At 54.4% G+C, this 15,886-nt stretch carries 18 protein-coding genes; 8 read left to right on the plus strand and 10 right to left on the minus strand.

All coding sequences use genetic code 11. The annotated features are described in order from the left end of the window. Positions 1–10 precede the first annotated feature (10 nt). Complete coding sequence (locus tag AB8B76_RS06930) at positions 11–1,084, plus strand: Glu/Leu/Phe/Val dehydrogenase (RefSeq protein ID WP_405271289.1); 1,074 nt, start codon at positions 11–13, stop codon at positions 1,082–1,084. On the opposite strand, the gene AB8B76_RS06935 is transcribed toward AB8B76_RS06930, so the two are convergent. Then, a complete protein-coding gene (locus AB8B76_RS06935; protein WP_405271290.1) occupies positions 1,081–1,914 on the minus strand; it encodes a queuosine precursor transporter in 834 nt (277 codons plus the stop codon). The two genes, AB8B76_RS06930 and AB8B76_RS06935, sit on opposite strands and share 4 nt — an antisense overlap. Then, positions 1,886–2,587, minus strand: a complete 702-nt coding sequence (locus AB8B76_RS06940) for an SDR family NAD(P)-dependent oxidoreductase (RefSeq protein WP_405271291.1) — start codon at positions 2,585–2,587, stop codon at positions 1,886–1,888. The genes AB8B76_RS06935 and AB8B76_RS06940 overlap by 29 nt, the downstream gene beginning before the upstream one ends. 85 nt (positions 2,588–2,672) lie before the next feature. Here AB8B76_RS06940 and AB8B76_RS06945 point away from each other — a divergent pair, with 85 nt between their 5' ends. Both AB8B76_RS06945 and AB8B76_RS06950 read left to right on the plus strand, forming a co-directional pair. Next, positions 2,673–3,170 (plus strand): 6-pyruvoyl trahydropterin synthase family protein, encoded by a 498-nt coding sequence (locus AB8B76_RS06945; protein ID WP_405271292.1) that lies wholly within the window; start codon positions 2,673–2,675, stop codon positions 3,168–3,170. 81 nt (positions 3,171–3,251) lie between these two features. After that, a complete protein-coding gene (locus AB8B76_RS06950) occupies positions 3,252–4,223 on the plus strand; it encodes a quinone oxidoreductase family protein (protein ID WP_405271293.1) in 972 nt (323 codons plus the stop codon). Positions 4,224–4,226: 3 nt separating this feature from the next. Here AB8B76_RS06950 and AB8B76_RS06955 read toward each other — a convergent pair whose 3' ends face one another. Next, positions 4,227–4,715 carry a TlpA family protein disulfide reductase gene (locus tag AB8B76_RS06955; RefSeq protein WP_405271294.1) on the minus strand — a complete coding sequence of 163 codons (489 nt, stop codon included), beginning with the start codon at positions 4,713–4,715 and terminating at the stop codon, positions 4,227–4,229. A gap of 18 nt (positions 4,716–4,733) precedes the next feature. Continuing rightward, a complete protein-coding gene (locus AB8B76_RS06960; RefSeq protein ID WP_405271295.1) occupies positions 4,734–5,954 on the minus strand; it encodes a YihY family inner membrane protein in 1,221 nt (406 codons plus the stop codon). A gap of 106 nt (positions 5,955–6,060) precedes the next feature. Between AB8B76_RS06960 and wrbA the strand changes: the two genes are divergently transcribed. From wrbA to sppA, 3 genes are read left to right on the plus strand one after another with little or no spacing between them, the layout of a single operon-like run. After that, positions 6,061–6,660 (plus strand): NAD(P)H:quinone oxidoreductase, encoded by a 600-nt coding sequence (gene wrbA / locus AB8B76_RS06965; RefSeq protein ID WP_405271296.1) that lies wholly within the window; start codon positions 6,061–6,063, stop codon positions 6,658–6,660. Next, positions 6,657–7,058, plus strand: a complete 402-nt coding sequence (locus AB8B76_RS06970) for a DUF2069 domain-containing protein (RefSeq protein WP_405271297.1) — start codon at positions 6,657–6,659, stop codon at positions 7,056–7,058. Before wrbA ends, AB8B76_RS06970 begins: the two co-directional genes overlap by 4 nt. A 6-nt stretch (positions 7,059–7,064) precedes the next feature. Continuing rightward, complete coding sequence (sppA, locus tag AB8B76_RS06975; RefSeq protein ID WP_405271298.1) at positions 7,065–8,891, plus strand: signal peptide peptidase SppA; 1,827 nt, start codon at positions 7,065–7,067, stop codon at positions 8,889–8,891. Between the two features lie 12 nt (positions 8,892–8,903). On the opposite strand, the gene AB8B76_RS06980 is transcribed toward sppA, so the two are convergent. The 6 genes from AB8B76_RS06980 to AB8B76_RS07005 are packed head-to-tail and all read right to left on the minus strand — an operon-like array spanning position 8,904 to position 13,871. Then, positions 8,904–9,737: a mechanosensitive ion channel family protein gene (locus AB8B76_RS06980; protein ID WP_405271299.1), complete on the minus strand. Its 834-nt coding sequence runs from the start codon at positions 9,735–9,737 to the stop codon at positions 8,904–8,906. Between the two features lie 11 nt (positions 9,738–9,748). Beyond that, positions 9,749–10,396: a membrane integrity-associated transporter subunit PqiC gene (locus AB8B76_RS06985; protein WP_405271300.1), complete on the minus strand. Its 648-nt coding sequence runs from the start codon at positions 10,394–10,396 to the stop codon at positions 9,749–9,751. After that, complete coding sequence (locus AB8B76_RS06990; RefSeq protein ID WP_405271301.1) at positions 10,393–11,361, minus strand: MlaD family protein; 969 nt, start codon at positions 11,359–11,361, stop codon at positions 10,393–10,395. The genes AB8B76_RS06985 and AB8B76_RS06990 overlap by 4 nt, the downstream gene beginning before the upstream one ends. Next, a complete protein-coding gene (locus tag AB8B76_RS06995; RefSeq protein WP_405271302.1) occupies positions 11,358–12,131 on the minus strand; it encodes an ABC transporter ATP-binding protein in 774 nt (257 codons plus the stop codon). The genes AB8B76_RS06990 and AB8B76_RS06995 overlap by 4 nt, the downstream gene beginning before the upstream one ends. A 2-nt stretch (positions 12,132–12,133) precedes the next feature. Further along, complete coding sequence (locus tag AB8B76_RS07000) at positions 12,134–13,246, minus strand: ABC transporter permease (RefSeq protein ID WP_405271303.1); 1,113 nt, start codon at positions 13,244–13,246, stop codon at positions 12,134–12,136. A gap of 46 nt (positions 13,247–13,292) precedes the next feature. After that, a complete protein-coding gene (locus AB8B76_RS07005; protein WP_405271304.1) occupies positions 13,293–13,871 on the minus strand; it encodes a DUF3806 domain-containing protein in 579 nt (192 codons plus the stop codon). A 106-nt stretch (positions 13,872–13,977) separates the two neighbouring features. Here AB8B76_RS07005 and dapA point away from each other — a divergent pair, with 106 nt between their 5' ends. Then, positions 13,978–14,850, plus strand: coding sequence for a 4-hydroxy-tetrahydrodipicolinate synthase (dapA, locus tag AB8B76_RS07010; RefSeq protein ID WP_405271305.1), 873 nt, complete (start codon positions 13,978–13,980; stop codon positions 14,848–14,850). Then, the gene (gene bamC, locus AB8B76_RS07015; RefSeq protein ID WP_405271306.1) at positions 14,847–15,884 is read left to right on the plus strand and encodes an outer membrane protein assembly factor BamC; all 1,038 of its coding nucleotides are present in this window, start codon (positions 14,847–14,849) and stop codon (positions 15,882–15,884) included. The genes dapA and bamC overlap by 4 nt, the downstream gene beginning before the upstream one ends. Positions 15,885–15,886 lie beyond the last annotated feature (2 nt).

Genomic DNA, 15,886 nt, shown 5'->3' on the forward strand with positions numbered 1-15,886 from the left:
GAACGGTTCCATGGCAGTATTTAACGCTCCGTCATTCGATGGTCACGAGCAGTTAGTGTTTGCATCAGATCGTAATAGCGGTCTCCGCGCCATTATCGCTGTTCACGACACACGCCTTGGGGCCGCAGTCGGGGGGTGCCGCATGTATCCCTACGCCTGTGAAGCGGAGGCTCTTGATGATGTGCTACGCCTCTCGCGGGGTATGACCTATAAGTCTGCGCTTGCAGGTCTACCCTTGGGCGGCGGTAAGTCAGTAATTATTGGTGACCCGAAGAGTGAAAAAAGCCCTGAGCTATGGCGAGCTATGGCGGGGTTCATCGACAGTTTGGGTGGTCGTTACATAGCGGCTGAGGATTCCGGCACCTCAGTAGCGGACCTTCGAGCTATGAGTCAGTACACGCAGTTCGTCAGTGGTTTTGCAGCTACGGAACATGGAGGTGATCCCTCGCCAAGCACAGCCTTAGGGGTTTTTGTCGCTATTAGAAAAGCTCTGGCTCATCGTTTGGGTGCGAGTAACTTACAAGGCGTTCGCATTGCGGTTCAGGGTTTAGGACATGTCGGTTACGCGCTGGCGGAGATGCTTGTGAATGCCGGCGCTCAAGTTTTGGCTTCTGATATCAACTCCGATAACCTGGCGAGGGCAGAATCCGAGTTGGGGGTAGTGCCCGTATCGGTCGAAGACATACTTTTTTCGGATGTGGATGTGATCGCCCCCTGTGCCTTGGGCGGTGCAATGAATGCACAGAGCATTAGCCGTCTTCGCGCCGGGATCGTAGCGGGCGCTGCGAACAATCAGTTACGAGAAGATGAAGACGGCGCCAGGCTTGTCGATCGCGGCATTCTGTATTGCCCTGATTTTCTAATAAACGCCGGGGGCATTATTGATGTGCACTACCAGCGCGCCGCTCTGGAGCGCGGTACGCTGAACGCCCATATCGAGAGCATTGGCGATCGCCTTGGTGAAGTTCTCGAGCGCGCAGACCGCTGTCATCGGCCTACGGGTGAGATCGCGGAAGAGCTGGCGGGCGAAATTTTGCGTCAGTCGGCGAAGGCTGCAGGAGAAGGTCTCCGCAGCGTCGCTTAAGCTTGCGTATCGCTTGCCGGGTTTCCACCTGTGTCTATAGCGTGTTCAGCGGCGGCGTAACTGCCTTCCTCCAAGTGCAAGTAGCGGCGCAAGTAATGTACCGCGAGGTAGAACGGTCCCGTATCCAGCAGTGCTACGCAGGCTTTGAATAGATAGTTGCTCCCCACCAGAATCGCCAGTGCTTTGGTGGTTACATCGCCGCGAAAATAGGCCGCGCCAAAGGTCACGGTAACAACCATCACCGAGTCGACCATTTGGCTCATCAGCGTACTGAAATTGTTGCGTATCCACAGATGTTTCCCTTTGGTTACGCGCTTCCAAAAGTGAAAAAGCTGAACGTCGCAATACTGCGCCGCAATATAGGCCAACATCGAGGCGAACACCGCGCCCGACGTGGTGGCATAAATGAGCTGGTAGAGCCCAATACTACTTTCCACTACGTCGCCGTTTGGAAGTGCCACCGGCGCCGCTAACTGAATTATCTGCCATGGAGGCATGGCATCGGCAGGTACCGACGGAATGCTGTTACCAAGGAACAGCACAAAGAGGATCAGGAAATTAAGCCCCAGGCCCACGCTGACCAAAAAGTTAGCTCTCGCTTTTCCGTACAGCTCGCAAATCAAGTCAGTGCAGAGGAACGTTAAGGGGTAGGGCAGGACACCTACCGCCAAAGCCATAGGGCCGAGCTGTACAAAACGCGTAATACCAATGACGTTTAGCAGCGTCATAGCGCAGAGAAAGGTACCAGCCAGTACTAAAAACACTCTTTCACGGCGTTCTTGGAGCTTGGGGGGGCTCACCTTAGCTCTCCCGCTGACCCAGATTGGCATGCATTACGGAGCCATTAATGACAGGATTGCGATGTGCCCAAAGCAGTACCCCGGCAATTTCTTCCGGCTCGATAAGCCTGCCGAAGCTGTTCATTGCGCCTATTTGCTGAAGAAGTGCCTCGTCGTTCCCTAAATGATTTCGAAGCATCTCTGTGTCCGTGAAACCGGGACAGATCATTGCTGTATGGATCCCCGAACCCATCAGGTCCTGGCAGGTAGAGCGCATCATGCCCAACTGCGCGTGCTTGGAAACGACATAGCTAAAGGTGTTGGGTACCGCCTTTTCCGCCAGCGTTGAACCCACGTACAACACGCTGCTTCCTGGACCCATACCAGGTAGCAGCGCCCGAGTAAGACGGTTCGCCGCGATGACGTTGGTCTCCATCACCGCCCGTAGACTGTCGTCGGCACAGTTGTCAGCGCTGTCTTTGCGCATCTGGCTCGCGTTATGGATCAGGCTTATCTCTGACAAACCTGATATGCGGCTTAACAGCGCATCAATGACGTCGCCGATGCTATCCGGGTCGGCTAGATCACAGGGGACGTTATGTACGCCGGAGACCTTGCAAGCCCTGCGCGAGAGATTAACGACCTCGTAACCACCGTCTTGAAACGCACGGGCAGTGGCTTCGCCGATACCCACGCTCGCCCCGGTAATGATTGCAATGGTCATGCTATTCTCCCTGGAAAATTTCTTTACGTAAGATGACAGTAAAACAACAGAATACGCGAAGGATACGTGATAAGAGAGGGTTTGGATGGAACGTCTTGCAACACTGTACATAGACAAGGAAAGCCACAAGTTTTCCGCCGCGCATTACACGATTTTCTCGGCGACGGAGAGGGAGCGACTCCACGGTCATAATTATTCTGTGTCAGCGATGATCGCAGCCCCTATGGGTGACAACGGCTTCGCGGCAGATTACAACGTTTATAAGCGGCGCATTAAGGCTTTATGTGATGAGTTAGACGAGTACATGGTGTTACCTGAGCACTCGCCTTATCAGTCAGTGGTAGAGGACGGAGAGAATTACCGTGTGATTTTTAATGGCGAAGAACTGCAATTCTTGCGCTCCGATACTTTATTGTTGCCGATCGTTAACGCCACGGTGGAAGAGTTTGCGCACTACCTGCTAAGACGCATGCTCGAAGAATCGGCTGGTGAAGCTATCGCAGAACTGCAAGTGTGCGTCGCTTCTGGTCCAGGGCAAAAAGGTTGCGCGAGCTGGTCTGCGATGGACCAAGCGATCGCTTAAAAGGAGAACAATCGTGTACGGATTTGTACAGCGATTCCCGCGTTGTTTGAACGCTACGCGCCAAAAGACGAGGCTTAGCTCATGGTCAAGGTAGTAGAGATTCAAAAAGTGGGTGGACCCGAGGTTCTGACATTGGTCGACGGAGAGCTCGACGCTCCGGGGCCAGGCATGGTTCGCGTGGCTAATCGAGCGATCGGGCTCAACTATATCGACACGTACCACCGTAGTGGCCTTTACCCATTGCCGCTCCCGACAGGGATCGGTCTCGAGGGCTCAGGAGTTGTTGAAAGCGTTGGGGAGGGCGTTGATCTTAGTGTAGGGGATCGCGTTGCTTACTGTGCGGCAGGGTTTGGAGCCTACAGCGAAGCTATGTTACTCCCGGCGGAGCGGCTGGTCCCTCTGCCCGACGGTATCGATTTTGATACCGCCGCCGCGGTACTTCTCAAGGGGGCAACCGTAGAGTATCTGCTTCAGCGTCTTTACCCGTTGCAGTCAGGACAGCAGACCCTGTTTCCTGCAGCTGCTGGCGGTGTGGGGCTGTTGTTCGGCCAATGGGCATCGGCACTGGGTGCCGAGGTGATTGGCACGGTAAGCACTGAGGCTAAACGTGAGCTCGCCTTAGCTAACGGCTACGCACATTGCTTTTTGAGCGGCGAGCCGGATCTGGTAGGCAAAGTTAGAGAGATTACGGGCGGCAAAATGCTTCCCGTTGTGTACGACGGCGTTGGCGCCGCTACTTTTACTGATTCCCTCGACTGTCTTGCACCCCGCGGGATGATGGTCAGCTTTGGCAACGCTTCAGGTAGTCCCCCACCCTTTGATCTGCAGCAATTGTCGGCGCGCGGGTCGCTGTTTATCACGCGACCGAGTCTTATGGCCTATGTGGCGAGTAAAGAAGAAATGCGAGCCAGCGCGGCGGCTGTGTTCGATCGAGTGCTGGATGGTCGCATTAAGGTCACGGTTGCTCAGCGTTACCCTCTGGCTGAGGTGCAGCGTGCGCATGCGGAGTTGGAAGCGCGGCGCACGGTAGGATCTTCTTTGCTCATTCCCTGAGTTCTAAGCGGGCCCTGAACTATGATCTGCCGTTGCACCGTGGTTTTCTGCAAGGCCCGCTGCGTTCAGCAGGGAAGCTTCAGTTTGGGGCCCTATCAATACTGCACTCAGCTCGCCCTGAGGGTTAATAACAAGCGTTGTAGGTAGAACTTGAGGGCGTTCGATTTCGTACCGTGCCGCGGGGTCCTCGGGGAGCGTTGGGAACTGCACATTAAGTTTTTCAAGTTGTGCCTGAAGCTCTTCTCCGACAGCGCCATCGTAATTTACTCCAAGTACTCTGATGCCTTCTCGGGCGTGTAATAAATTCAGTTCAGGCACTTCCTGGATGCATGGCTTACACCACTTCGCCCAGTAGTTCACGAAGGTCCAGTCGCCCTTGCGATCCAGGCTAAGCTCATCCTGTGCGCCTTGCTGTCCGCAGGCGCTGAGGCCCGCCAACAGCAAGATCAGTGATAGGCCTTTAAGCAGGCGTTGCGTTCTAACAGTTGTCATGGGCTCAGTGCTCAGATTTTAGCGTTCAAAGAGTGTCGCCAGAGGTACATCCATATGCTCTCGAATGCCCTGCTGTTGTTCATCGAGGAGTTTAATGGCGCGCTGTTCCCAGTCTGGCATGCTTTCTCGGGCCACGATGGAAAGTTCGCCCTCGGTATCCAACCATTGCTGCACCTGCCAAAGGGGCACGCTGTGCAAGTCTCGCGCGAGGAGGTAATGCCCCCGTTCGTCTTTGGCGATGATGCGGTGTTTCAAAAAGCAATCACGCAGCTGTTGCCAACTCTCGGCATCTACCGACAGCTTCTTTCCGCTCAGTAGGTCAAGTTCTTTGAGGGGTAAGCCTTTGGATTGCCGTCGCCAGAGGGTCTCGAGCACCTCCAGTCCTTTGATAAGAAGCGGTCGTCGCGACTGAGCCTCGCTTTGATAGGCCGACAGGCTGTGCACGACGATTGCGGACACAAGGACAATGTTCCACGAGATGTAAATCCAAAGGAGGAAGAGTGGCACGGCAGCAAACGCGCCATAGATAAAGGTGATGCTGGACCCGGAAACCAACTTGGTGAAGAGAGCCCGCGCGATGTTAAAGCTTGTCGCGGCGATGACACCGCCCACAAAGGCATGCTTAACCGGAACCCGACAGTTAGGCACCGCAGCGTAGACCAGAGTAAAGCCTAAGACCTGCAGGAAATAAGGCAGCATGCGCAGGAGGAGGGCACCAATCCCTATAATGTCCCACTCTTCGAGCCGCCCCGCAAAGGAGGCCAGAAACGTGCTGACCCCAAGGCCCAGGCCAATGGTTACAGGGGCCAGGGACAAGATCGCCCAATAGAGTAGAAAACTCGAAATAGTGCTGCGATTGCCGCGGGTGCGCCAGATCAGGTTAAAAGCCTGCTCGATGTTTCTCAACATTAAGATCGCAGTAACGATCAGGAATGCGATGCCGAATCCTGTGAGGTTCTTTGCTTGTCTGGAAAAATCAGAGAGGTATTCCTCGATACCCGCGGACGTCTCAGGTACAAGGTTGTCGAACATCAGCTCCTGAATATTGGATTCCAGCCCCTGAAACGCGGGAACCGCAGAAGCCATGGTGTAAAGCACTGTCAGAAGAGGGACAAGAGCAAAAAGCGACATGTAGGTGAGGGCAGCTGCTGAGTCTCGGCAGCGATCTGTTTTATAACGGGCAGCGAGATAAAGTCCGCGCCGTTGTAGCTTCTGTAAACGATTAAGAGAAGTTTCCATAGGGTGATTATCGCAGAAAGCGGGATTAGGAGGCACGGCCGAGGGTGGTAAGCCTATTTTGCTATACTCAAAGCCCAGTCTCAGCCTCAACGAAGCGCATCTTTCTATGCCCGATTCAGCCTATATTTTGGTTCTTTACTACAGTCGGCAAGGTAGTACCGAGGCTATGGCTCGAATGGTCGCTCGGGGGGTGAGCAGCGTGGCAGGGTTCGAGGCTCGACTGCGCACGGTTGCCCCCGTTTCTGCAGACACAGAGCAGATCGCAGACAATGTGCCTGAAGATGGTCCACCCTATTGCAGTATGGATGATCTGCGCAATTGCAGCGGGTTGGTTGTGGGCTCGCCCACTCGCTTTGGCAACATGGCTGCGCCGCTCAAGTACTTTATCGATCAGTCCTCTGATCTTTGGCTCAGCGGTTCCATGATAGACAAGCCCGCTGCGGTCTTTACTTCCACGGCAAGTTTGCACGGCGGTCAGGAAAGCACCTTGTTGTCCATGCAGCTGCCGCTTTTGCACCACGGCATGCTGATTATGGGATTGCCCTACAGTGAAGCGGGCTTGATGACTACAAGCTCGGGAGGAACACCTTATGGTGCAACGCATTGGTCTGGCGCTGATGGCTCGCGGGCCATTGACGATACTGAGCTACAGCTTTGCCGCGCTTTGGGGCGAAGAGTAGCGCTTACAGCTGAGCGCCTCGCGTGAGTACGCAGCAAGTGAGTTCAAATGCCAGAGGTTCAGTTGTCTTACGAATCTGGTTGGGAACGTGGCTTGGTTTAATGTTGCTTTTGGGTACGCAGCTCCTGGATGCGTGGCAACGCTCTGTTCCTGCCGCATTGTTGTTTTTCTGGTTCACGCCGTTGCTTATTTTGATACCCGGAATGCTTCGCGATCACTTAAGAAGCTATACCTGGCTTGCCTTTGTGAGTCTTCTTTATTTTGTGTTTGCAACACTGCGACTATTTGCTGAACCCGACAGCCTCCGTGCGCAAGCCGAGCTCGGTGCGGTGATACTGTTGTTTCTCTGCTCAATGTTTTACGTGCGTCAGCGTTCTCGGGAGTTGCAGGCTCTGAACGAAGCTGGCGCGACATCCGAGGTTTAGAGTCTTTTGATTAAACGTATTTTTCTTTCGCTGTGGCGTGGGCTGACGATTCTGCGTCTAGCGCTGGCTAACCTGATATTCATTTTGGTGTTGGTCGTCTTGTGGGTAACTTTTACGGGGAAGCCCGAGCCTCTTCCGGAGCGAGCTGCTCTGGTTCTTGATCCAACGGGTCGCGTGGTGGATGAGCGTAGCCAAATAGAGGCAGCCGCGCTCATTTTTGAACAAGATCCGGCGAGCAGGGAAACACTTCTCATGGATCTTATCGATAGCGTTGAACTTGCTCGAGAGGATGAACGCATTTCTGCGCTGGTTCTTCAGTTGGGCGGTTTGGTCTCCATTGGCCAGAGTAAAACTACCGAGCTTGCCGAGGCCATAGCGCGATTTCGGGAGAGCGGTAAACCAGTGGTGGCTCTCGGCGACTATTACACACAGGACCAGTACCGTCTGGCTGTGGAGGCAGATACGCTTTTGTTGCATCCCTTTGGCGGGGTGGCGCTGGAAGGATTTAGCGTTTACATCAACTACTTTGCTGATGCGCTGGAGAAGCTCTCGGTCACGATGCATGTGTTCAGAGCGGGTGAGTACAAGAGTATCGCGGAACCATTTTTGCGCAATGACATGTCGCCAGGAGAACGAGACGTTACCCAGGCCTGGCTTAATGACCTCTGGGCGGCCTACGGCGCTGCGGTTGAATCTCGTCGAGACCTGGAGCCCGATGCCCTTAACGCGCTGCTGAATAACTTTCCTGAACGGCTTCGCGATGCTGGTGGAAATGCAGGACGTCTTGCTTTAGAGGCCGGCTTGGTAGATGACCTCCTGAATCGCTCGCAGCAGAATAAGTACGTCACCTCCCTTGTGGGTGCGCAGGATAAAAACGGCAAGTATGCTGCTATACCCTTCGGACAGTATATAAGCCGGATGCGCCCGACTCTTGCCGCGCCCTCTTTGCCCAAAGTAGCGATCGTGACTGCTCAGGGGAATATGCTTCCAGGCGATCAGCCCCCGGGTACCATCGGCTCGGAAACCCTGTCCCGGCTTCTTCGCGACACCGCGGCGCGAGATGGCGTCAAAGCCATCGTGCTGCGCATAAACACCGGCGGTGGAAGCGTCTTTGCCTCGGAAATTATTCGATCGGAAATGGAGCGCATTCGTGAAGCCGGCATGCCTGTGGTTGTAAGCATGGGTAGTATTGCGGCGTCCGGTGGGTACTACATTTCCACTGCCGCGAATCGTATTTTTGCTACGCCTACAACGATCACCGGAAGCATTGGCGTGTTCGCTGCCTTTCCTACCGTAGAACGCCTTATGGCGAAGGGGGGCATTCAAACTGATGGAGTTGGCACTACAAAGCTTGCGGGAGCGCTGCGCCCAGATAGAGCGCTCGATCCCGAGCTCTCGGATGTGCTGCAGCAGTCCGTAGATGATCTCTACGGACAGTTTCTTGCGCTGGTCTCAGAAAGCCGCTCCATCGACATGGAGACCCTTGATGGTTTGGCACAGGGTCGCGTCTTGAGCGCTGGCGATGCTCTGGAGGCAGGGCTAATCGACGGCCTCGGTAGTTTGGACTATGCCGCGGAGCAAGCGGCGGAGCTTGCGGGTCTTGGGGCGGACGAATATGGACTTATCAGCATCGGGCCCGCGTTTTCGCCTCGGGAACTGTTCCTGCAGCAGCTTAGCGACAGCATGAAAGGGAGTCACCTGCTAACTATGCCAGGGTTTGTGACGGGGATGGCGACGTTACTGGAACCGGTGCGGCAAAGTGTCGATTTTCTCGAGAGCTTTGCCGACCCGGGGCACGTCTATATGCGCTGTGAGGCCTGCCAGATTCAGTAGGCAGGCTTCTCTTTACTCTGCAGCGTGTGTCTCTTCAGGACGCTGCATGTGCAGTTCCATTTGTGGGAAGGGTATAGATATACCCGCTTCGTCGAAGCGAAGTTTTACAGCTTCTGTTGTCTCCCAAAGAACTGCCCAATAGTCTGCGGCATTCACCCAAGGACGCACGAGAAAATTCACGCTTGAATCCGCTAGTTCGCCCACGGTGATGACCGGAGCGGGCTCTGCAAGCACGCGGGAGTCAGACTTGATGATTTCTTCAAGGATGGTTTTTGCATCGTGCAAATTGTCGCCATAGGAAATTCCAAAGACCATGTCGACGCGCCGGGTATCTTTGGCCGAAAAGTTCGTGATGTTGCCGCCAATGATGCCACCGTTGGGCACGATGATTTCCTTGTTATCGGGTGTAGTCATAGTTGTTGTGAAGATGCCGATAGTGTCTACAACACCCATCGTCCCCGCAGCCTCAACAAAGTCGCCTTTTTTGAAGGGCTTGAAAATGATGAGCATGACCCCCGCCGCAAAGTTGCCCAGAGAGCTTTGTAAGGAGAGACCAATGGCCAAGCCGGCGGCACCTAGAAGCGCTACCAGGGAAGTGGTATCAACGCCTAATCGGCTCAATGCGGCAATGGTGACAAACAGTAAACCAACCCAGCGCAATATGGAGCAAACGAAATTGACGAGTGTCTCATCGGTGCCGCGACTGAGCATTACCCGATTGCATACGCTCACAACACGTCCGACTACCATGCGTCCGACATAAAAAATGACGATGGCGAGTGCTAAAGCGGTGCCATATTCTATTGCCAGTGGTAGCCACTGTTCGGGGTCTTGCAGGAATTCCATAATCATATCCTTCATTGCTGGGTGGTTTCGATGACGGTTTCGACATCGATGGTTTGCTCCGGGTCCTTGGTGCCGATGGGCATCAGGGATCGTTCCGAGATAGCTGCTGCGAGTTCGTCCGAGAACTTCCACAGTAACTCGCTCATGACTTTGGCGATGTCCTCCCCATCACCCGAACCTAGAGGTAGGGAGTCTTCGAATACCACAGACTCTACAAGCTTTACGTCATCATTGCCTTGCTCCCAGCGTCCTTCCGCGACGATCTTTGCCGTCGCAGCTGTTGCTTCAAAATGCGTGATGATGACGCGAAGTCGCCAGTCAATAGGTTGCGAGGTGGCGTCCGGGAAAAGTATTACCTCCTGAGTGTTCAGAGCGCTTTCCAGGCGGCGGCCCAGTATACGTTGTATGCCAAGGTCTAAAGGTTCGGCCCAACGTCTGGCCGCATCGTAGCGTAAGGAGAAGCTGCTTTCGCGGTGCAGGAGTTCGTCTCTGAGCAGATAGTCTGGAAGATCAATGCGATCCAGGACGATGATCGGGCGGCGACCCTGCGCAAGCGGCGCTTCGCCTGCAGACAGTTGTAAGTGTTGTATTGGTATAGAGGTGGGCGCGCAGGCGACCAGGAAGGAGAGCGCGGCTGTAAACAAGATCTTGGGGATCATGACTCATCTCCCGGTCGGCCACGAAGCAGCGATTCCGGATGCTCCTCGAGGCTCCGTGCCAGGGAACGCAAGGCTCTGGCAGCCAAAGTAACTTCCTGCATGGCTTGACTCAACTGACGACGAGGCGCTGAGTCTGGTGCGGCTGCTTTTTCGAGGCCTTGTAGGCTGTTGTTTGCTGACACCAGAGCCTCATCGAGGCGTTGCAATGAGCTCTCAATCGAGTTGGTGATTTCCGGTAGCTGCTGGTTAAGCGTGGCGACGGTGTTTGTGCCCTCGTCTAAAAATGCCTTTAATGCAGGCGAATTCTCTTCCAGTGTCGATGTAAGACTGTTGCTGGCACTCTCCAGTGCAGCGAGACTGCTGCGCATAGAACCGGGTAAAGCCTGCATATCGCTGCTATTGAGAAGCTTATCCAGACCATTGGCTATGCGGTCGACGTTTTCAGCGATGGCTGCATAATCGATGGATTCCAGTGAGCGCCTCAGCTGTTCCAGCTCCGTTGGAATGGTGGGTATCTGGGGGTGGATTGAACTGATCTTGCTAATGGCCGCTTCGTTGTCAGGATGAAAATCCAACTGGACGTATAAAAGACCTGTGAGGAGGCTTTGAGTATTCAGCTGTGCGGCGAGACCTCGCTCGACAAGTTCTCCGAGCATTGATTCGGTAACGCTACCCACCAGTTGCATTGAGTCGGGATCAATCTCCGCCTCAACGATCATGGTGACGCTTGCGCGGTCCGCGTCAAGAATCAGGTCAATGTCCGTGACTTGACCGATAGTTACTCCGCGGAGGGCTACCGGAGCGCCGATAGTTAAGCCGCGAAGTGACCCATCAAAGACCATTACTACGCGACTCTTGGTGGTTCCAAGTCCGCCTCCAGCGAAAAACAATGCGCCTGCGGTCGCGATGATTAGAGCACCAACGACAAAAGCACCGACGAGAATGCTGCTTTTGCGTTCGCTCATGAGGGTAAGCCTCCGTTACCTTGTTGTGCTTCGCGGTTCAGAAACTGTCTAACCACCGCGTGTTCGCTGTGCTCACGCATCCAGGTTGGGTTGCCGGTTTCAATCATTCGTTTGCTGTCCGCGTCGAGGTAGATCGCATTGTTTGCGATGGCAAAGATGCTGGGCAATTCATGAGTCACCATGACAACGGATGCGCCGGTGGACTCCTTGAGCTGCAATATGAGGTCGTCCAGTCGCCGCGAACTTATGGGATCTAAGCCTGCAGACGGCTCGTCAAAGAAGAGAATATCAGGGTCGAGAGCAATTGCACGCGCCAGAGCTGCACGTTTGCGCATGCCCCCGGAGATTTCGGCGGGTAAAAAGTCCTGGTACCCATCCAAGCCCACCAGTGCCAGTTTGAGCGCGACAATCTCCTGTATGTCGCCTTCACTATAGTCACTGTATTGCTCTAGCGGCAGCGCTACGTTGTCAGCCAGCGTCATAGCGCTAATCAAGCCGCCCGATTGATAGGTGATTCCCCAATGTTGGCGCAGTGCCTGACGTTCCGAGGGGCCCGCAAGGGTGAAGTTCTGATCACCATAGGAAATACTGCCTTTAGCGGGTTCTAATAGCCCCAAGAGGTGCTTTAGCAGAGTGCTCTTGCCGCAGCCGGATCCGCCCATGATTACGAAAATATCGCCGCGCATGACATCAAAACTGACGTCTTGCTGGATGAGACGGCTGCCATAGGCCATGGTGAGATCTCGGATACTGATGACGGGATCACTCATGACTAAATACCCAACAGCTGACAGAGGATGTTGATTCCCGCGTCAGCGACGATGAGGTAAACCACGGCGGTGACTACGGCTTCGGTAGTGGCTCGTCCCACAGCTTCGGAGTTTCTGCCGGCGTTCATGCCTGCTCGACAGCCCGCAGTAGCGATGAGTACGGCGAAAATGAAGCCCTTGAAAATTCCCACAAAGAAGTGCGTAAGCGTTATCGCCGTACCTAGCTGGCTTAGGTATTGTAGCGGGGTGACGCCCATGCCGCCCGCGACCACCGCACCTCCCAAAATGCCCAGTGCGTCTGCATAAACGACTAACAGCGGCATCATCAAAATCAGCGCCAACACTCTGGGTGCCACGAGAAACTCCATGGGATTGATGCCAAGCGTGCTAATGGCATCGATTTCTTCATTACCCTGCATGGTACTTAGTTGGGCCGCGTAAGCTGCCCCGGTCCGACCGGCCATCACAACGGCGGTCATGAGTGCTCCCATTTCCCTGAGCATGCCTATAGCCACCAGATCGGCAACAAAGACTGCGGCGCCAAACTGCTGAAGCTGAGCGGCTCCCAAGTACGCCAGGATCATGCCGACAAGTATGCTGGTAAGCGTAATAATTCCGATAGCTTGGGGACCGGCCTGTGCCAGACTTTCGACTAACTCTCGGCTTCGCATGCCAGAGCGGCCAAGGAGCGAACGGAACAGGGCAATACCCATAGCCCCCAGGAACTCCAGGGACTCGATGAGATCGTCACCGATTCCCGCCAGACTCTGCCGCAGACGCGTCAGAGATAGCAGGCCCGACGAAGTCTCCGGCGATCCCTCATAGGGCGCAACAGCGGTTGCCAGATGCATGAGTTGGGTTTGAGATTCGGGCGCGCCGATGTACTCAATGTCCCTCTCGTTGGCCAGGGCGATACGATGGAGTTGTAGTAGCTTAGCCTCAAGCCGAGGGCTCCATGCGCTGACCGCGCTCACATCTATGCTCAGCCGGCTCTCATTGCTGAGTATGTCCTCGAGCATTGAAGACAGATCGGGGAGCTCTGTGGTGTCCCAGTCACCGCTGAGTTGTAGTTGATTACCCGCGGCGTTTACGTTGGCTTGAGCAGATGCGCTCATTCGATGGGCGGCCGCAGATGCATAAAGGCGAGAGGGGTTTCAGTGATCATTGGAAAGGCAGAGGTGGGCGCACTGACTCTATCGCTTCGTAGGCTTGCTGGTAAATTTCCTCGACCGGTGTTCTGTCTCCGCCTTCGAATCTTCGGGCAATCATCGTGACGGGGAAGAGATAATTCTCTGTCTCTCCCAGGCGCAGCGCTCGACTGCGTCCTTTGATATCTTCATAGACAACCCACTGCATTTCCAACTCCGAAGCCAGGAGGTCTCCCAAGGCTACACCCATAGCCTGCAACTCGCGGGTTTGGTCTAATCGCACGTGACCGTCATCGAGTAAACGCTGAAGGTAATCGAGCTCTGACTGACTTCGGCAGCATCGAGCACCATAGTACCGAAGAGTTAGTTCATTGAGAGATTGCCTTTGCACATCCATGTATTGACGATCCAGCGGGTTTAGGGCGGTAACTCGCTTATCCACCAGTTGGGCGAGGGCCCCCTGGGCGAGAAAAAGGCCGCTCAGCAATGTGAAAACAATCGCCGTGCAGGACCTTATCATCGGTGTTCTTGGGCTTTGCGCGAGCAAAAGTCGCGTTTGAGCGGCCCCAAAGTGCTTCAGAATCGAAATCAAGATGTCTAATCCCCAATGCTTTGCTTGTGTTCGGCATATTGTCATGGATAATTGCGGGCCTTCAATGGCGCAGTAGCCACTAAATACCAGCGGTATTCGTAATACTATGATCAAAGGAAGTATCGTCGCCCTCGTCACGCCCATGCATTCAGATGGCCATATTGACTATCTGTCGCTCGATAGCCTGCTCGAATGGCATGTAGCGTCGGGGACATCGGCCATTGTTGCGGTGGGTACAACTGGCGAAAGCGCGACTCTGGACGTTCACGAGCACCTTGCGTTAATCGGACACTGCGTTAAATATCTAGGGGGTAAAATCCCTGTAATAGCGGGCACAGGTGCTAATTCGACGCGAGAAGCCATCGAACTGACGCGAGGCGCGGCATCCGTGGGAGCCGATGCCTGCCTTCTGGTTACGCCTTATTACAATCGGCCGTCGCAGCGCGGACTTTATGCGCACTTCAAAGCTATTGCTGAGGCGGTGCCTGTTCCTCAGATTCTTTATAACGTGCCGTCCCGCACGGCAGTTGATCTGAGCAACGAAACCACAAAGCGATTGTCCGACATTGACAATATTGTCGGTATTAAAGATGCCACAGGTGACCTCCTTCGAGGCAGGGAGCTCCTCGCGATGGTCCCTGAAGGTTTTGCGGTGTATTCCGGAGACGACGTAACGGCCGCGAACTACATTCTCGCCGGTGCCGTTGGCAATATTTCCGTAACCGCTAATGTTGTCCCCGAGAGGGTCGCAGCGCTCTGCGTTGCAGCTTTGGAGGGTGATGAAGCCACGGTGGCCGAAATCGACGCCAGTCTGGAGAATTTAAATGCCGCCTTGTTTGTCGAGGCGAATCCTATGCCCGTGAAATACGCCCTTGCGCGCATGGGGAAGGTGGAGGACGGCATACGCCTACCCTTAACTTTGCCTGAGGGAGACAATGCAGCGGTGATTGACTCAGCCATGAAAGGTCTTGGTATATGAAGTACCTGAAGCTGTGTGGCGTGTTGCTGCTTTTGGCTCCCGCCACTGGATGTGGATACTTGTTTGGCGACAAAGGTTTCTTTCGTGATTCGGCTGGAGACTATCGAGAAGCGAAGGAAATGCCTCCCATAAGCCTACCCAGTGGGACGTCTTCCGATGAGTTTGTAGATATATACCCTATCCCCAAGATTGAGAGTGACCCTCAGTTTGACGATCCTGACAAGGTGCCTCGTCCCGCACCCCTGGTTTCTGCAAGCGCTGATCAGTTAGTTCGGATTCAGAAGCTCGGCGAAGATACCTGGGCATTGGTAGCCATCGCTCCGGGGCAATTGTGGCCGCAGTTACGCAGTTTTCTCTCTGCAGCAAACATTGATATTGCTCGTATGGATGCCCGGGCGGGGATCATTGAGTCCACGTATCTGACGCTTGAGGAAAACCCTCGGCCCACACGTTTCCAATTTCGGGTAGAGCGCGGTGTGCAGCGTGGTAACAGTGAGCTACATGTTCTGCAAATGTTTCAGAGCAGTACAGCGAGCGACTGGCCAGTACAATCCGATGACTTTTTTCTTGAATCGGAAATGTTGCGAGGCGTAGCGCAATATGTTGCGAACAGCGCAGACACTGCGCCGGTATCGATGATGGCCGAGCAATCCATCAGTGCGGGCGGCAAGGTGTCTTTGGGTGATGACGATCAGGGAGGATTTATTCTTCTTGAACTGCCTTTTGATCGCGCCTGGGCCTCGGTCGCTCGATCGCTGGATCTCTCTGGTTTTGATATTACAGATCGTAATCGTAGTGAAGGTCGCTACTACATGCGTTACGTAGGCGACGAAGAAGAGGAAGGCTCGAGTTGGTTTGCCTGGTTGGGAGATGACGATGAGCACCCTGCTGAGGGCGTCCCGTTAATCCTCGATGTCGAGACACAATCCCCTGAAAAAATGCTTATTCGCATGGCTTTTGAAGAGGGTGGTGAGCCTCTGACGCGGGAGCAGATGGACGCACTGTTGGTGCTGATCAAGGGCAATATCAACTAGTG

Source organism: Congregibacter sp., assembly GCF_045107095.1.
Classification (GTDB): domain Bacteria; phylum Pseudomonadota; class Gammaproteobacteria; order Pseudomonadales; family Halieaceae; genus Congregibacter.

Coding starts and splice junctions, on each gene's coding strand:
- AB8B76_RS06930 (WP_405271289.1), top strand. CDS start 11: ATGGCAGTATTTAACGCTCCGTCATTCGATGGTCACGAGCAGTTAGTG.
- AB8B76_RS06935 (WP_405271290.1), bottom strand. CDS start 1,914: ATGCCAATCTGGGTCAGCGGGAGAGCTAAGGTGAGCCCCCCCAAGCTC.
- AB8B76_RS06940 (WP_405271291.1), bottom strand. CDS start 2,587: ATGACCATTGCAATCATTACCGGGGCGAGCGTGGGTATCGGCGAAGCC.
- AB8B76_RS06945 (WP_405271292.1), top strand. CDS start 2,673: ATGGAACGTCTTGCAACACTGTACATAGACAAGGAAAGCCACAAGTTT.
- AB8B76_RS06950 (WP_405271293.1), top strand. CDS start 3,252: ATGGTCAAGGTAGTAGAGATTCAAAAAGTGGGTGGACCCGAGGTTCTG.
- AB8B76_RS06955 (WP_405271294.1), bottom strand. CDS start 4,715: ATGACAACTGTTAGAACGCAACGCCTGCTTAAAGGCCTATCACTGATC.
- AB8B76_RS06960 (WP_405271295.1), bottom strand. CDS start 5,954: ATGGAAACTTCTCTTAATCGTTTACAGAAGCTACAACGGCGCGGACTT.
- wrbA (WP_405271296.1), top strand. CDS start 6,061: ATGCCCGATTCAGCCTATATTTTGGTTCTTTACTACAGTCGGCAAGGT.
- AB8B76_RS06980 (WP_405271299.1), bottom strand. CDS start 9,737: ATGGAATTCCTGCAAGACCCCGAACAGTGGCTACCACTGGCAATAGAA.
- AB8B76_RS06985 (WP_405271300.1), bottom strand. CDS start 10,396: ATGATCCCCAAGATCTTGTTTACAGCCGCGCTCTCCTTCCTGGTCGCC.
- AB8B76_RS06990 (WP_405271301.1), bottom strand. CDS start 11,361: ATGAGCGAACGCAAAAGCAGCATTCTCGTCGGTGCTTTTGTCGTTGGT.
- AB8B76_RS06995 (WP_405271302.1), bottom strand. CDS start 12,131: ATGAGTGATCCCGTCATCAGTATCCGAGATCTCACCATGGCCTATGGC.
- AB8B76_RS07000 (WP_405271303.1), bottom strand. CDS start 13,246: ATGAGCGCATCTGCTCAAGCCAACGTAAACGCCGCGGGTAATCAACTA.
- dapA (WP_405271305.1), top strand. CDS start 13,978: ATGATCAAAGGAAGTATCGTCGCCCTCGTCACGCCCATGCATTCAGAT.
- bamC (WP_405271306.1), top strand. CDS start 14,847: ATGAAGTACCTGAAGCTGTGTGGCGTGTTGCTGCTTTTGGCTCCCGCC.